This window comes from Streptomyces sp. SID5469 (assembly GCF_009862865.1).
Taxonomy (GTDB): Bacteria; Actinomycetota; Actinomycetes; order Streptomycetales; family Streptomycetaceae; genus Streptomyces; species Streptomyces avermitilis.
The window spans coordinates 4813279-4829450 of the sequence record NZ_WWIN01000001.1 but is presented as its reverse complement, the minus strand read 5'-3'; the positions used below and the strand labels follow the sequence as shown (position 1 = coordinate 4829450).

Genomic DNA, 16172 nt, shown 5'->3' with positions numbered 1-16172 from the left:
CGGCCGATTGCCGCCCGCCTGCGCTACCGTCGTCACCACGGGGTATCCAACGCGCCCGCCCCGGAGGGGACTTCGTGGGGATCGAGAGTGACCAGCTCGTCTTCGACTATCTGAGCCGGGTCGGAGACCTGGCCCAGCAGCGGCAGCTGCCGTCGGGGACGCGGATGCGGCTCGTCTCCGAGCTGCGCAACGAGATCGACCGGCGCCGGGCGAAGACCCCGGTCGACAGTCCGGCCGTCGTCCGTCGCATCCTCGCCCGCCTGGGCACGCCCGACGAGGTCGTCGCCGCCGCGGGTGACGGTACGGCCGGGGGCGCCGCCGAGGCGCGGGCCGCCGTCCCCGTCCAGCGGGTGAGCGAACCCGAACCCGAGGCGCGGCCGAGGGGGTTGCGCCGGGTCGTACCGCGTCCGCGGCCGGCCGACTCCGGTTCACGTTCAGGTTACCGGTTCCGGGCGGTCCGCTCACGAACGGGACCGGGACGCGCCCTCCCCGCCGCACCTCGCCGGCACGCACGAGCTGGGGGACAGTGCCACGCAGCCCGACTGGTGGCGGACGGACAGCAGTCCGTTCGGGCTCGGGGACAGCGTGCCCGGGTTCACCGGGGGCGTGGAGATCCCCGAGATACTCAAGCCGCCGCAGGAGGACAGCGCGCGGGAGGACCGGCCGCACGGGGCCGGGCAGGGGCCGGGAGCCGAACCGGTCGTCGACGCCTCGCCGGCCGGCGCTCCCGCGGGCGAGGAGGCCGCCGCCGCGCCTCCGCGCCGGATGCTGCTCAGGCCCCGGCTCAGCGGCTGGAGCAACCCGCTGCTCCTGCTGGCCGCCGGGCTTCTCGTCGCCGGTGCCGTCCTCGGCAACTGGTTCGCGCTCGGGCTCGGCTGGCTCATCGCCTACGCCTCCCGCCGGCTGACGCCCGTCGAGTCGAAGTGGGCGGTCCTGGGCCTGCCCGGGGCGGCCGCGGCCGCGGGGATCGTCTGGCTGTGGGGCCGTACGGAGCGCCGGTGGGGGGATCCGATCGCCACGGGACACATGAACGACGCGGTCACGGAGACCTGGCCGTGGGTGGTGCGGGGGGCGGCTGTCGCCTCGGCACTGTTCCTGGTGTGGCGGTCCCAGCGGCGACGCTGACGCGGGCGGCGCGTGGAGGGGCGTGCCGTGATCTTGCGCGGGTGGGCCCGCGCGGGTTCCGGTTCCGGTTCCGCTGCCACGGCCGGTCCGGTACGGATTCGGGTCCGCGGCGGGGTGTGGGTCTGGTGCAGGTGCGGTGCGGTGCGGTGCGGTGCGGGATTCGGGGTGCGGTGCGGGGTGCCGGTCCGGGTGGGTACGGGCCCCGGTCCGGGGCGGTGCCCATCCTGGGCGGTGCGGGCCGGTGGCACGGTGCCGGACCGGCTGGGGGCGCGGGTCCGGGGCCGGTCCGTCTCAGGGTCTGGGCCCGCGTGGGCTGAGCGCCGCGTCTGGGCACAATGGCCCATATGACCTCTCGCGCACTGACCGTCGGCTTCGACCTCGACATGACCCTGATCGACTCCCGGCCCGGTATCCACGCCTGCTACCAGGCGCTTTCCGCGCGGACGGGCACGTACATCGACGCCGACCTGGCCGTCACCCGGCTCGGCCCGCCCCTGGCGGACGAACTCGTCAACTGGTTCCCGGCGGAGCAGGTCGCGGCCATGGCCGACGTCTACCGTGAGATGTACCCCACGCACGCCATCGCGCCGACCCCCGCGATGCCCGGCGCCCGTGCGGCGATAGCGGCCGTGCAGGCGGCCGGCGGACGCGCGATCGTCGTCACCGCCAAGTACGAGCCCAACGCCAAGCTCCACCTGGAGCACCTCGGCATCGAGCCCGACGCGGTCATCGGCGACCTGTGGGCCGAGGGCAAGGCGGAGGCGCTGCTCGAGCACGCGGCGGGCGTCTACGTCGGCGACCACACCGGAGACGTACGCGGAGCACGTACCGCCGACGCGTACGCCGTTGCGGTCGCCACCGGGCCGTGCGACGCGGCCGAACTGCGGGCGGCGGGCGCGGATGTCGTACTGGCCGACCTCACGGAGTTCCCCGGCTGGCTGGAGAGCCACCGCTCGCGCTCGTGATCAATGCGCCTGGGAGCCGCGCGCCCGGCGGCGCCCTTCCGCGATGGACTGGAGGACTCCGGCTCCGGCCAACAGGAATCCGACACCCATAAGCATGCTCAGCCCGAACATGTATGTCGGAAAAGGAGTGGTGCCGAGCAGTAGTGGGGCCACGGTGACCAGAGTGGCCGCGGCTCCGACGAAGAACACAATGGCTCCGGCACGGATCAGTCGGTCACCGGCCGCGGCGGAATTCGGTTGGGTTTTGTCACGCACCGGACCAGGGTAGTTCCCAGCGCGAAGGAATGGTTCGGCGACGTCTTGTCACCAGCCGCCGGACCATTAGCCTTGGTACCGGCGGGTCCGGGACCCGCTGTAGTGCTATCCAGAGCAGTTTTCCGAGCAGTTTCCGACGAGTACGAGGACGAGGACAGACGTGCCTACCGGCAAGGTCAAGTGGTTCAACAGCGAGAAGGGCTTCGGCTTTCTCTCCCGCGACGACGGCGGTGACGTCTTCGTTCATTCCTCGGTCCTCCCCGCCGGAGTCGAAGCCCTCAAGCCGGGCCAGCGCGTGGAGTTCGGCGTAGTCGCCGGGCAGCGCGGTGACCAGGCACTGTCGGTGGTCCTGCTGGACCCGACCCCGTCGGTTGCGGCTGCACAGCGTCGCAAGCCCGATGAACTGGCGTCCATCGTCCAGGATTTGACGACCCTCCTCGAGAACATCACGCCGATGCTGGAGAAGGGCCGCTATCCCGAGAAGACCTCGGGCAAGAAGATCGCGGGCCTGCTGCGGGCGGTCGCCGACCAGTTGGACGTCTGAACGGACGTCGCATCAGGCGTCCGGTCAGACATCTGATGCGACATCCCAACGGTCACGGGAAGTTCAGCGCGTCAGGGCCGAGGGGCGGCACCAGCCCCTCGGCCGCCGCACGCGTGAGGAGCCCGCGGACGGCCGCGTAGCCGTCCTCGCCGAGGTCGGCGGTGAACTCGTTGACGTACAGGCCGATGTGCTGGTCCGCCACCGCCGGGTCCATCTCCTGGGCGTGTTCCAGGACGTACGGGCGGGAGGCCGCGGGGTCGGCCCAGGCGGCTCGGACGGAGGCGCGGGTGGCGGAGGCGAGCCGGGTGAGCGTCTCCACACCCAGTGAGCGCTTGGCGATGATCGCGCCGAGGGGGATCGGCAGGCCCGTCGTGCGCTCCCAGTGCTCGCCCATGTCGGCCAGCTTGTGCAGGCCGTAGTTCTGGTACGTGAAACGGGCCTCGTGGATGACCAGGCCCGCGTCGACCTTGCCGTCCCGTACCGCCGGCATGATCTCGTGGAACGGCATGACCACGATCTCGCCGACCCCGCCGGGGACCGTGTCCGCCGCCCAGAGGCGGAACAGGAGGTACGCGGTCGACTTCTCGCTCGGCACGGCGACCGTTCGGCCCGTCAGGTCGGCGTCCGCCTCGCGGGTGAGCACCAGCGGGCCGCAGCCCCGGCCCAGCGCACCGCCGCACGGCAGCAGCGCGTACTCGTCGAGGACGTACGGCAGCACGGCGTACGACACCTTCAGCACGTCGAACTCGCCGCGCTCGGCCATGCCGTTGGTGATGTCGATGTCCGCGAAGGTGACGTCGAGGGCGGGCGCGTCCGGGACCCGGTCGTGGGCCCAGGCGTCGAAGACGAAGGTGTCGTTCGGGCAGGGGGAGTACGCGATCTGCAGCGGTCGGCTTTCAGAGCTCATGCGGGTTCCAACTCTCCAGGGCGGGCGCCAGCTTCCCGAAGCCCTCCGTGAGGGCCGCGAGAGCGTCGCCGATGCGCCAGGCGGCACGGTCGCGCGGGCCGACGGGGTTCGAGACGGCGCGTATCTCCAGCACGGGCGTGCCGTGCGCGGCGGCCGCCTCGGCCACCCCGAAGCCCTCCATGGCCTCGGCCAGCGCACGAGGGTGACGGGCACGGAGTTCCGCGGCGCGCTCGGCGGTGCCGGTCACCGTGGAGACGGTGAGCACGACTCCGGCGCGCGCCCCGGTGGAGTCCGCGACCGCTCGTACGAGTGTTTCCGGTGGATGGTGGGTGACGGTTCCGAAGCCCAGCTCGGTGACCGGCAGGAAGCCGGTGGCGGTGTCCGCGCCGAGATCCGCCACGGTGATCGTGTCGGCGACGACGAGGGAGCCGACCGGGGCGTCCGGCTGGAAACCGCCCGCGATCCCGGCGGAGACGACGAGGTCGTACGGGGTGCCGGCGAGGGCGGCCGCGGTGAGCGCGGTCGCGGTGGAGGCGGCGGCGAGGGCGGGGCCGACGCCGGCGGCCAGCAGGTCGTGACCGCCGCTCCCGTGGAGGATCCGGTGGAGGGTCGCCCCCGGGAGCGGGACCTCGTGCGGCGCGGGCGTGAACGCCCGTGCCACCGCGTCCCGTTCGGCCGGGACCGCGGTGGCTACGAGGACGCGTGGGGCGGGCGTGGTCAGCCCGCGTCCTTCTTGAGCTTGAAGGACCACAGGCCGGTGAACGGCGCCTTCTCGCCCTCCTGGATGGAGACCAGCGTGGAGTTGCCGCTCGCGCCGTACTGCGCGTTGAAGAACACGCTGCCCGGGATCGTGCGGTACGTCTTCTTGCTGGCCTCGGTCAGCGCCTGGCCGTTCATCAGGATCGTCCAGCCCTTTTTCGCGACGTCCGGGTCCACGCCGAAGCGGACCGTCTCGTCGGGGTCGACCTTGATGGACTTGATGTCCGTGTCCTTCAGGCACTTCGCCAGGTCCGCGGTCGCGAGCGGCTTGCCGTCGTTGTAGCAGGAGGCTTCCGAGCTCACCGAGCTCTGGCCGACGGTGATCGTCGACAGCGGCGTCGGCTTGTCGCAGGCGGACAGGACGAGCAGTCCGGCGGAAACGGCACCGGCGGCGGCGACGGCGCGGCGGCGGCGCACAGCGCGATTTCCATTAGCGGCTCTGCCGCGGGGCAGGGAGGTCATGGCCGAAGGCTATCGGGCGGGTCCGGCGCCGCCCTCATGTGGGGGTGCGGCGTGCCGCGGCGGGTGGGTGCGGCTGGGTGGGTGTGGGTGGGTGGGTGTAGGTGGTCGGGGTCGGCGGGTGGGTGTGGATGGGCGGCGTCGGTCGGCAGGTAGGTGTGGCTGGGCGGTCGGCGGGTGGGTGCGGCCGACGGGTGCGGAATCGGTGCGGTCAGTCGACGCGTGGGCGCGCGGGGCCGCCGTGCCGGGCCGCGCCGAGCAGCCCGCGCACCGTCGTCAGCCACCCGACGGCGACGATCCCGGCGGCCACGGAGAGGCCGAGCGAGCCGTTGAGCGGCAGGGCGATGCCGATCGCGCCGCCCAGCACCCACGCCACCTGGAGCAGGGTCTCGGAGCGCGCGAACGCGGACGTACGGACCAGCTCCGGCACGTCCCGCTGGATCAACGCGTCCAGCGACAGCTTCGCGAGGGCCTGCGCGAAGCCGGCCACCGCCGCGAGGCACGTGACCAGGAACGCGCCGAAGAAGAGGGCCGCCGTGATCGCCGCGGCCAGTACGAAGGCCACCACCGTCACGATGATCACCTCCGGCGCGCGTGACTTCAGCCAGGCGCCGACCGCCGTGCCCAGCGCGTTGCCCGTGCCCGCCGCCACGCCCACTATCCCCAGCGACACCGCCGCGCTCTCGCCGGTGAGCGGGTGCTCGCGCAGCAGGAAGGCGAGGAAGAAGATCAGGAAGCCGGACAGACAGCGCAGGGCCGCGTTGGCGGCGAGGGCGTGGGTGACGGCCGTTCCCACGGTGCGCAGTCCGGGGCGCTTGAGCTGCCCCCGGTGCGGGCCGTGCAGGTGCTCCGGGTCCGCCGCGAGCAGTGCCGTGTCCTCGCCCTTGGCCGAGTCGACCTTCGGCGGCAGGGAGAACGACAGGAACGTTCCGGCCACGAAGATCACGAAGGCGCCGTAGAGCGGCCAGCGGGAGCCGAGGGCCTGGAGGCCCGCGCCGATGGGGGCGGCCACGCCGGTGGCGAGCAGCCCGCCGAGGGTGACGCGGGAGTTCGCCTTCACCAGGGAGAAGCGGGGTGGGAGCAGACGGGGGACCACGGCGCTGCGTACGACTCCGTAGGCCTTGGAGGCGACCAGTACGCCGAGGGCGGCCGGGTACAGCTGGAGGCTGCCGCTGGCGACGGCGCCGGAGATGATCAGCGCGAGCAGGGCGCGGGCGAGCATCGCGCCGGCCATCGCGGCGCGGCGGCCGTGCGGCAGGCGGTCGAGGAGCGGGCCGATCACCGGGGCGAGCAGGGTGAAGGGCGCCATGGTGATGGCGAGGTAGAGGGCGACGCGGCCGCGGGCCTCGTCGGTGGGCACCGAGAAGAAGACGGTGGAGGCGAGAGCGACGGTGATCATGACGTCACCGGCGCCGTTCACCGCGTGCAGCTCGATCAGTTTGCCGAGGCCGGACTCGCCTGCGCCGTGCGCGTGTGTGGCCCTGCGGATGCCGCGGGCCGTTCCGGTGACCGGGAAGTGCAGGGCGCGGCCGACCGAGCGGACGGCGCCACGCACCCGGCCCGATCCGCCACTCCCGCTGCTCCCCTTGACCCCACCGATCCCGGCGGCTCCCTGGGGCGACTTCGCGGCTGCCACCCCGTCATAGTGCCCCGAGAAGGGCGAACGTAGTGCGGTTACCGCGCGTATGTCGCTGCGCGAGGCTGTACGGAGCCCGAGCGGATCCCCTGCCACCGCCACCCCCGGCGACCACCCGCGCGGAACCCGGCGAGCTGTCTGTACGGGGCTGGTCGAGGGCTGTGGTGGTGCCGGACCGGGGTGGTCGTCTGTGTCGGATCGGGGTGGTTGTCAGGGCCGGATCGGGGTGGCCGGTGGTGACCGATCCGGTGGTTGTGCGGGCCGGATCTGGTGGCTGGTCGTGCCGGATTCGGTTGTTGTCTGTGTGGAATCGGGGCGGCCTCGGGGCGGCTGGCCGTGTTCGATCCGGCGGCTGTGCGGGCCGGGGGCGGCGGTCGTGCGTGCCCGACTGGTGTGGATTCCTCCGCCGATCCACCGGGGGTTCCCGCCCCGGTCCGTCGGTTGTTTTGTCACCGCGGAGCGCCGAAGAGTCCCGCCGGTGTGGGCCCAGGGGCTCGGAGCAGGTAGCGTGCGTAGCGCGCCTGCGGCGATTGTTCTCGGCCGCGCGCCTCTCGGTCATCCCGCAGAATGGATGACGTAGGTGCGCCCGAGCGCGATCGGGCGCGGACGTCGACGCGGCCCCCTGGTCCGCTCCGTCCGCACTCCCGCCGAGGGATGGCGCACTCGTGAGACGGCGTAGGAGAGAAGCGATACCTGTGAGCGCAGCGACAACGCGAAGCCGCACCCCCGACCGCCTGTGCACCGAGGCCGTCGACCTCGCGCGCGCCGCCGCCGAGGAGGCCGCCGCCCCCGGCGTCGTCGGCGAGCACGTGGGAGTCGTCTCCGAGGGTGACCGCGTTGTCACGCACTTTTTCGAGTGCAAGGAATTCGGGTACCGGGGCTGGCGCTGGGCGGTGACGGTCGCCCGGGCCTCCCGCGCGAAGGTCGTGACCCTCGACGAGACGGTGCTGCTGCCCGGCGACGACGCGCTGCTCGCACCGGAGTGGGTGCCGTGGAGCGAGCGGCTGCGCCCCGGTGACATGGGCCCCGGCGATCTTCTGCCCACCGAGGCGGACGACCTCCGGCTGGAGCCCGGCTACACGGGCGAGGACGAGCCACTGCCGAACTCCGCGGTCTCCGAGGAGATGGCCGAGCTGGTGGAAGCCGAGGACGCGGAGGTCGCGGGCGGGGCTCCGGCGAAGCTGCCGATCCCGCCGACGCGCGGCTCGATCGCGGCGGTGGCGGAGGAACTGGGCATGCGCCGGGCGCGGGTCCTCTCGCGCTACGGGCTGCACATCGCCGCGGACCGCTGGGAAGAGGCGTTCGGCCCCAAGACGCCGATGGCGCAGGCCGCGCCCGCGGCGTGCGTCAGCTGCGGCTTCCTGAACCGGATCGGGGGATCGCTCGGACAGGCGTTCGGTGTCTGTGCGAATGAGTTCTCGCCGGCGGACGGGCGCGTGGTGTCGCTGGCGTACGGGTGCGGGGGGCACTCGGAGGCGGCGGTCATGCCGAAGCCGCCGCGTCCGGCCGAGCCGGTCATCGACGAGACGAAGGTGGACCCGTTCCCGCTGCGTCCGTCCCCCGACTCGGGTTCGGTCCCGGAGACGACGGACGAGTCCTCGGCGGAACTGGGGCACTCGTAGCCGACGGCGGCTGCTGCGCGGGTTCGCCGCTGACGGCGGCGACGCGTGCGCGTGGCTGACGGCAGTGAGGGCGGCGACGCGTGCCCGTGGCTGACGGCAGTGACGGCAGCTCGTACCTGACGGCGACAGCGATGGCAGCGAGCGCAGCGTCGGCGGCTGCCGGGGTTCGTGGCTGACCGCAGCCACGGGTGCTCGCGGCCCACGCGATCCCTGGGCACGTGTGGCCGAAGGCAGCCGTAGGGCCCTGGCCGACGCCGACCGGGAGGCCCCGCAGCCGACGCCGGCCGTGGATCCCGGCCGACGGCAGTCCACCGCAGCCGATGTCGGCCGTGGATCCCGGCCGACGGCAGTCCACCGCAGCCGGCGTCGGCCGTGGCCCCCCCAGCCGACGGCAGTCACCCGCGCCGGACGTCTTCGCGTGCGACGGTCGCCCCACCTCGCGGTACCTTCGTCGCACGCCGATGAGGGAGTGAACGTGAGCAAGTTCGTGCGGCCGGCAGCCGAGGGCGCGGACCCGTTCGGGACGGCGCGTCTGCGGCGCGGAGTGCTGGACGCCTGGGCCATCAGCCCGGCCCGGTTCCGCGAGGACGCCAACGCCGAGGAGGACCTCGTCCTCGGCGGCTACCGCGACCGGCTCGTCGTGGAACTCGCCCAGAACGCCGCCGACGCCGCCGCCCGGTCCGGTGTCCCGGGCCGCCTGCGGCTCACCCTCCGCGACGGCGTCCTGGCCGCCGCCAACACCGGCGCCCCGCTCGACGCCGCCGGCGTCGAGTCCCTGTCCACGCTCCGCGCCTCCGCCAAGCGGGAGGGGCACGAAAGCGCCGTCGGGCGGTTCGGCGTCGGCTTCGCCGCCGTGCTCTCCGTGACCGACGAACCCGCCGTACTCGGCCGGCACGGCGGCGTCCGCTGGTTCCTCGCCGAGGCCCGCGAACTGGCCGCGGACACCGCCCGGCACAGCCCCGGCCTGGGCGACGAGGTCCGCCGCCGGGACGGCCATGTGCCGCTGCTGAGGCTGCCGTTCGCCGCCGAGGGCACCGCCCCGGAGACGTACGACACCGTCGTCGTCCTGCCGCTGCGCGACACCGCCGCGGAGGATCTGGCCGAGCGCCTGCTGACCGGCATCGACGATGCCCTCCTGCTCGCCCTGCCGGGCCTGGAGGAGGTCGTGGTGGAGGTGGGCGAGGGGGACGCGAGGACCCTGCGGCGCCTGACCGAGGGCACGGAACACGGCGCCGCCGCGGACCGTACGGGTACGGACGCCGGGCAGGTCGCGCCCGACCCCTCCGGCGCCGACCGGACCACCACCGCGCACCGCACCGTCCGCATCGAGGACACCCGAGACGGCACCACCCGCTGGCGCACCGTCTCCCAGCACGGCCCCCTGGCCCCCGAACTGCTGGCCGGCCGCTCGGTCGAGGAGCGGCTGCGTCCGCACTGGTCCGTGACCTGGGCCGTCCCCCTCGACTCCGAGGGTGTCCCGGCCTTCCCGCGCACCGCGCCGGTCGTGCACGCGCCCACCCCCAGCGACGAGCCCCTCGGCGTTCCCGCCCTGCTCATCGCCTCCCTGCCGCTGGACACCAGCCGCCGGCACGCCGCCCCGGGCCCGCTCACCGACTTCCTCGTCGAGCGGGCGGCCGACGCGTACGCCGGACTTCTCGCCGCCTGGCGGCCGGTGACCCCCGGCATCATCGGTCTCGTCCCCGGCCCGCTCGGCAAGGGCGTCCTCGACGGCGCCCTGCGCCAGGCGATCCTGGACCGGCTGCCGCGCACCGCGTTCCTGCCGCCCGCCGCCGAGGGCGCCGACCGGCAGGCCGCCGACCGGCAGGCCGCCGCAGAGGGCCCGGCGGAGAGTCCCGCCGAGGACCCCGCCGACTGGGACGCCGTAGCCCCCGTCGCCCTGCGCCCCCGTGACGCCGAGGTGGTGGAGGGGGCGGGCGCGGACACCGTACGCGTCCTCGCCGAGGTGCTGCCCAGCCTGCTGCCCGCCGGGCTCGAGCGCCGGGTGGAGCTGCGCACCCTCGGTGTGGCCCGGGTGCCGCTCACGGAGGCCGTGGACCGGCTGGCCGGGCTGGAGAAGGACCCCGGCTGGTGGCGGCGGCTGTACGACAGCCTCGCGGGCGTCGACCCGGACCGGCTGTCCGGGCTGCCCGTGCCGCTCGCCGACGGGCGTACGACCATCGGGCCCCGCCAGGTCCTCCTGCCCACCGCCGACGGGCCGCAGGCCGCTCCCGAGGCCCTGGCCCGGCTGGGCCTGAAGGTGGCGCACCCGGAGGCCGCCCATCCCCTGTTGGAGAAGCTCGGCGCCCTCCCCGCCACCCCCCGCGCCGTCCTCACCACCCCTCAGGTGCGCGCCGCCGTCGCCGCCTCCCTGGACGACGAGGCCCCTGCCTGGGACCAGGAGGGGCCGGACGCCGAGGAGTTGGCCGACACCGTCCTCGCCCTCGTCCGCGACGCGGGCCTCGAACCCGGCGACGAGCCCTGGCTCGGCGCCCTCGCCCTCCCCGACGAGGAGGGGGAGCCGGCGCCCGCGGGCGAACTCGTCCTGCCCGGCAGCCCGTTCGCCCGCGTCATGCGGGACGGCGAGCTCGCCTTCGTCGACGCCGAGCTGGCCGACCGCTGGGGCGAGCAGCCCCTGGCGGCCTGCGGTGTGCTCGCCGACTTCGCCCTCGTCCGCACCACGGACGTCGTCCTCGACCCGGACGAACTGGAGCCCCGCGACTCCGACTTCGCGGAACCCGATGACGCCGGACTCCTCGACGCCGTCGACGTGTGGTGCGAGGACGTCCTGGACCGGCTGCCCGACACGCCGGTGCCGCCGGTCGCCACGGAGATCGTCGCGGTACGCGACCTGGACCTCGTCGACGACGACTGCTGGCCCCAGGCCCTCGCCCTGCTGTCGCGGCCGCCGCTGCGGGACGCGCTGATCCAGCCGGTACGGATCCTGCTCCCGGACGGTACGCACGAGGTCGTACGGCCGTACACCGCCTGGTGGCTGCGCGGACACCCCGTGCTCGACGGCCGCCGCCCCGCCGGTCTGCGCGCCGCGGGCGGCGATCCGCTGCTGCGCGGCCTGTACGACGAGGCCGACGCCACCGGGTTCGACGACGAGCAGGTACTGCGGGCGCTGGGCGTCCGTACCTCCGTCGCCGCCCTCCTCGACGAGCCGGGCGGCGCCGCCGAGCTGCTCGACCGGCTCGCCGATCCGGAGCGGGAGGTCTCGGGCGCCCAGCTGCACGCCCTCTACGGCTTCCTGGCCGACCTCGACCCGGAGCGGGTGACCCTGCCGGACGAGCTGCGGGCCGTCGTCGACGGCGAGGTCGTCGTGGTGGACGCGGCCGACGCCGTGGTCGTCGACTCGCCCGACCTGCTGCCCTTCACCGCCGGGACGCCGCTGCTCCCCGTACCCCCGTCCAGGGCCGCCGGTCTCGCCGAGCTGTTCCAGGTGCGGCGGCTGAGCGAGTCGGTGACGGGGGAGGTGGACTCCGAGGGCGTCGAACACGACGTACCGGAGTCGGTGCGGGTGCTGCTCGGCCCGTCGACCCCGGCGTCGTACGTGGAGCACGAGGAGCTGGTCGTCGACGGCACCGAACTCGACTGGCGCCGCACCCGGGACGGCGTGCTGCACGCGTCCACCCTGGAGGGCGTCGCAGCCGGCCTCGCCTGGGCGGCGGGTCAGTGGCCGCGGCGGTTCGAGGTGGCCGCGCTCATCGAGGACCCGTCCCGCACGGAGGAGCTGGCGCGGGACCGCTGGTTCGACTGACATCCAGGACGACGTGAAGGACGACATCCAGGACGTCGTGCAGGACGACGGGGGCCGTACCGGAGTCGTACGGGCGGCCCTCGCAGCCCTTTTCGCGCAGTTCGTGCTCCCGTGCGTGCTTCAGACCGCGCCTCAGGTAATGCGGGCACAAAAGATTCACCTGCCCGTACAACCATTCGCATGAGGCATGGATCTGAACACGCGAGTCAACAGACTCACGCCAAACTCGGGCCCCACGTGACGACGAACCGTGGGCCCCTCTCCACTTGGGGAATGCATGCGCATACGTGCCACTGTGGCCGCCGCCACCGGCGCCCTGGCCCTCTCCGCTTTCGCCGTACCGGCCGCGCAGGCCGCCGACTCGGTGTCCCGCGCTGACATCGCCCACGCCTGGGGGCTGTCCACCGCCGCCTCCGGCAAGTCCGGCTTCCGGCCCGCCACGGCGGGCACCGCCGCCGACCTCGACGTCACCTTCTCCGACATGAAGGTGAACAAGAGCAAGAACATCGTCGTGGGCACGACGAAGGAGGTCGCGATCCCCGTCACGTACACCCTGACGCACGCCGCCGACCTCGACATGAGCGAGGACAACTTCGCCAACGGCCCGCTCATCTACCGCGGCTCCTCGGTCGACGAGCCGACGAACGTCTTCATCAGCGACGAGCCGGCGACCTGCACCGCCACGTCGACGACCGTCGCCAGCTGCGTGGGCACCATCTACCTCCGCCCGGGCGACGGCGACCTGGTGAACGCCGACGCCGCCACGTGGAAGGCGGGCGGTCTCGCCATCACGGCCGACGGGGACGAGACGGTGCAGGGCGACCTCGGCACCACCAAGGTCCAGCGCTACTCGAAGCTCACCGTCAACGCCTCCCCGGAGCCGGTCAAGAAGGGCCGGACCATCACGGTCACCGGCGCCCTGACCCGCGCCAACTGGGACACCGGCAAGTACGCGGGCTACACCAGCCAGTCCGTGAAGCTGCAGTTCAAGAAGAAGGGCAGCAGCACCTTCACCACCCTCAAGACGATCAAGTCCGACAGCAAGGGCAACCTGAAGACGACCGTCACGGCCTCCGCCGACGGCACCTTCCGCTACTCCTTCGCGGGCACGTCCACGACCCCGGCGGTCGACTCCGCGGGCGACGCCATCGACGTGCAGTAAACCCCGCACCGCTCACGCGGGAAAGCGGCGGTCCACCCACTTCCACAGGAACTCCAGGGTGGCCGCCGCCACCGCCGCGATGGCCACCGCGAGCCACGGCATCGTCACGCCGACCAGCTTCAGCGCGAAGAACTGCTGGAGCGACGGCACGACCAGCACCAGCAGGAACGCCCCGCCCATCGCGGCGACGAGGCAGATCCGCCACCAGGTGTACGGCCGGGCGATGATCGCCAGCACCCACATGGAGATCAGGAACAGCGTCAGCGTCGCGGCGCTGGTCTCCGCGTCCAGCGCGCCCGGCCCGGTGTAGTGGTGGCGGGCGAGCAGATAGCAGACGAAGGTCGCCACCGCCGCCAGGACCCCGCCCGGGATCGAGTACCGCATGACCCGGCGTACGAAGTGGGGTTTCGCCCGCTCCTTGTTGGGGGCGAGGGCCAGGAAGAACGCCGGGACGCCGATCGTCAGGGTGGACAGAAGCGTCAGGTGCCGTGGCAGGAACGGGTACTCCACCTGCCAGCACACCACCAGCACGGCCAGCAGCACCGAGTAGACCGTCTTCACGAGGAAGAGGGTCGCCACGCGGGTGATGTTGCCGATGACCCGGCGGCCCTCCCCGACCACCGACGGCAGCGTCGCGAAGCTGTTGTCGAGCAGCACGATCTGCGCGACCGCCCGGGTCGCCTCGGAGCCCGAGCCCATCGACACGCCGATGTCGGCGTCCTTGAGGGCCAGTACGTCGTTCACGCCGTCGCCGGTCATCGCCACCGTGTGCCCGCGTGACTGGAGCGCGCCCACCATGTCCCGCTTCTGCTGCGGGGTGACCCGCCCGAACACCGTGCCCTTGTCCAACCCCTTCGCCATCTCCGCCCGCTCCGCGGGAAGTGCGCGCGCGTCCACCACGCCGCCGGTCAACCCGAGCTTTCCTGCCACCGCGCCCACGGACACCGCGTTGTCGCCGGAGATCACCTTGGCGTGGACGTTCTGCTCGGCGAAGTAGCGCAGGGTGTCGGCGGCGTCCGGCCGCAGCCGCTGCTCCAGGACGACCAGGGCGGTGGGCCGCGCCTCCGTCTTCACCTCGCGGTCGTCCAGGTCCCGTACGGCGCGGGTGAGGAGCAGCACCCGCAGCCCCTGCTCGTTGAGCTGCTCGGTCTCGGCGAGCGCCGGGTCGTCGGCGGGCAGCAGCACGTCGGGGGCGCCCAGGAGCCACGTACTGGACTCGCCGTTGCCCTCACTGAAGGACGCCCCGCTGTACTTGCGGGCCGACGAAAAGGGCAGCGACTCCGTGCAGCGCCAGTCGTCGCTGTCCTGGTAGGCGTTGATGATCGCCTGGAGGGACGCGTTCGGCCGCGGGTCGGACTCGCCGAGCGCGCCGAGGACCTTCCGTACGTACGCCTCGTCGGCGCCACCGAGCGGCCGCAGCTCCGTGACGTCCATGCCGCCCTCGGTGAGCGTGCCCGTCTTGTCCAGGCAGACGGTGTCGACGCGGGCGAGCCCCTCGATCGCGGGCAGTTCCTGCACCAGGACGTTGCGGCGGCCGAGGCGGATGACGCCGATCGCGAAGGCGACGGACGTGAGGAGCACGAGCCCCTCGGGGACCATCGGCACGATGCCGCCGACCGTGCGGGCGACGGAGTTTTTGAAGTCGTTCTGCTTGACCACCAGCTGGCTGATGACGAGGCCGATCGCGGTCGGGACCATCATCCACGTCACGTACTTGAGGATCGTGGAGATGCCCGTACGCAGCTCGGAGTGGACCAGCGTGAACCGGGACGCCTCCTCGGCGAGCTGTGCCGCGTACGCCTCCCGGCCCACCTTCGTCGCCTTGAACGCGCCGCCGCCCGCGACCACGAAACTGCCGGACATGACCGAGTCGCCGGCGTGCTTGACGACGGGATCGGCCTCGCCCGTCAGCAGCGACTCGTCGATCTCCAGGCCGTCGGTCTCGACGCACACCCCGTCGACCACGATCTTGTCGCCGGGCGCGGTCTCGATCACGTCGTCCAGCACGATCTCGGAGGTGCTGACCTCGGAGGCGACCCCGTCCCGGCGCACGGTCGGCTTCGCCTCGCCGATCAGCGCGAGCGAGTCCAGGGTCTTCTTCGCCCGCCACTCCTGGATGATGCCGATCCCGGTGTTGGCGATGATCACGTATCCGAAGAGGCTGTCCTGGAACGGCGCCACGAACAGCATGACCAGCCAGAGCACGCCGATGATCGCGTTGAAGCGGGTGAAGACGTTGGCGCGGACGATCTCGCCGAGGGAGCGGCTGCTGCGCACGGGGACGTCGTTGACCTCGCCACGGGCAACCCGCTCGGCCACCTGGGCGGTGCTCAGTCCTCGCGCCCGCCCGGGGAGGGGCATGGGGTGCACAGGATCGAGTTCGGCGCCCGCGTCGATGTGGGTCATGCATTCGACGGTACGTGCGGATATACACCTTCACCTGCCGAGTGCCCCAAAGATCCGACCAGGGGAGGAGGGCGGGCGGCGGAGAGTGGTGCTGTGGTCGTACGTAGGCGGTCGTGCCCGCCGCGCCCCCTTCTGCTGCGCCTGTTTCCGCTGCGGTTACTTCACCTGCGGTTGCTTCTCCGCGGCGTCCCGCTTGATCGCCGCGTCCCGTCCCCGCACGTACCAGATGCCGATGAGGCCGAGACCGGCGCCGGCCAGGCAGGTCCACACCCACCAGGTGTGCCCGTGGTCGTCGAACCAGCCGTAGAACGGGAGCTGGACCAGGAAGAGGACGAACCACAGGATCGTGCCGCCGGTGATGGTGGCGACCACGGGGCCCTCCAGGGGCTCCGGCGCCTCGTGCGTGGGGGTCCATTTCGCCATGCGCACAGCTTACGAGGCGGCTCCGGCGGTCACGTCCACGCCCGTGGAGCCGTTGTATACCAAGGGTCTACGCGCGGAGATGGAGATTTCTTTCTCATATGTTCATACTGAAACGGTTGGAGTCTGGCTCCTTCTGTTCGTACGAAACA

The 16172-nt window shown here is 72.7% G+C and carries 12 protein-coding genes and 1 pseudogene; 6 read left to right on the top strand and 7 right to left on the bottom strand.

The features are described from left to right. Positions 1 to 74 precede the first annotated feature (74 nt). Positions 75 to 1125 (top strand): annotated as a pseudogene (locus GTY58_RS20425) (hypothetical protein). Between the two features lie 344 nt (positions 1126 to 1469). Then, complete coding sequence (locus GTY58_RS20420; protein WP_107083266.1) at positions 1470 to 2090, top strand: haloacid dehalogenase-like hydrolase; 621 nt, start codon at positions 1470 to 1472, stop codon at positions 2088 to 2090. Here the strand turns inward: GTY58_RS20420 and GTY58_RS20415 are convergent, their stop codons facing one another. Further along, entirely contained in the window at positions 2091 to 2345 is a 255-nt protein-coding gene (locus GTY58_RS20415) for a hypothetical protein (protein WP_037644682.1), read from the bottom strand. It abuts the gene before it with no gap. Between the two features lie 160 nt (positions 2346 to 2505). Here GTY58_RS20415 and GTY58_RS41365 point away from each other — a divergent pair, with 160 nt between their 5' ends. Beyond that, on the top strand, positions 2506 to 2889 hold the full coding sequence (locus GTY58_RS41365) for a cold-shock protein (protein ID WP_010985338.1): 384 nt from the start codon (positions 2506 to 2508) through the stop codon (positions 2887 to 2889). Between the two features lie 52 nt (positions 2890 to 2941). Here GTY58_RS41365 and GTY58_RS20405 read toward each other — a convergent pair whose 3' ends face one another. From GTY58_RS20405 to GTY58_RS20390, 4 genes are all read right to left on the bottom strand, one after another. Further along, positions 2942 to 3796, bottom strand: coding sequence for a 1,4-dihydroxy-6-naphthoate synthase (locus GTY58_RS20405; protein ID WP_010985337.1), 855 nt, complete (start codon positions 3794 to 3796; stop codon positions 2942 to 2944). Beyond that, on the bottom strand, positions 3786 to 4547 hold the full coding sequence (locus tag GTY58_RS20400) for a futalosine hydrolase (RefSeq protein WP_078234401.1): 762 nt from the start codon (positions 4545 to 4547) through the stop codon (positions 3786 to 3788). The genes GTY58_RS20405 and GTY58_RS20400 overlap by 11 nt, the downstream gene beginning before the upstream one ends. Further along, positions 4514 to 5017: a hypothetical protein gene (locus tag GTY58_RS20395; protein WP_042493317.1), complete on the bottom strand. Its 504-nt coding sequence runs from the start codon at positions 5015 to 5017 to the stop codon at positions 4514 to 4516. Before GTY58_RS20395 ends, GTY58_RS20400 begins: the two co-directional genes overlap by 34 nt. Positions 5018 to 5225: 208 nt before the next feature. Continuing rightward, complete coding sequence (locus tag GTY58_RS20390; protein ID WP_010985334.1) at positions 5226 to 6650, bottom strand: MFS transporter; 1425 nt, start codon at positions 6648 to 6650, stop codon at positions 5226 to 5228. Between the two features lie 695 nt (positions 6651 to 7345). On the opposite strand from GTY58_RS20390, the gene GTY58_RS20385 reads away from it, so the two are divergent. The 3 genes from GTY58_RS20385 to GTY58_RS20375 all read left to right on the top strand — a co-directional run bounded on the left by GTY58_RS20385 (position 7346) and on the right by GTY58_RS20375 (position 13194). Continuing rightward, positions 7346 to 8272 carry a DUF3027 domain-containing protein gene (locus GTY58_RS20385; RefSeq protein ID WP_010985333.1) on the top strand — a complete coding sequence of 309 codons (927 nt, stop codon included), beginning with the start codon at positions 7346 to 7348 and terminating at the stop codon, positions 8270 to 8272. Between the two features lie 475 nt (positions 8273 to 8747). Next, the gene (locus GTY58_RS20380; protein ID WP_010985332.1) at positions 8748 to 12032 is read left to right on the top strand and encodes a hypothetical protein; all 3285 of its coding nucleotides are present in this window, start codon (positions 8748 to 8750) and stop codon (positions 12030 to 12032) included. 277 nt (positions 12033 to 12309) lie between these two features. Further along, positions 12310 to 13194, top strand: coding sequence for a hypothetical protein (locus GTY58_RS20375; RefSeq protein WP_037644685.1), 885 nt, complete (start codon positions 12310 to 12312; stop codon positions 13192 to 13194). A 12-nt stretch (positions 13195 to 13206) separates the two neighbouring features. Here the strand turns inward: GTY58_RS20375 and GTY58_RS20370 are convergent, their stop codons facing one another. Both GTY58_RS20370 and GTY58_RS20365 read right to left on the bottom strand, forming a co-directional pair. After that, the gene (locus tag GTY58_RS20370) at positions 13207 to 15600 is read right to left on the bottom strand and encodes an HAD-IC family P-type ATPase (RefSeq protein WP_010985330.1); all 2394 of its coding nucleotides are present in this window, start codon (positions 15598 to 15600) and stop codon (positions 13207 to 13209) included. A gap of 156 nt (positions 15601 to 15756) precedes the next feature. Then, positions 15757 to 16023: a DUF2530 domain-containing protein gene (locus GTY58_RS20365; protein ID WP_010985329.1), complete on the bottom strand. Its 267-nt coding sequence runs from the start codon at positions 16021 to 16023 to the stop codon at positions 15757 to 15759. Positions 16024 to 16172: the final 149 nt, after the last annotated feature.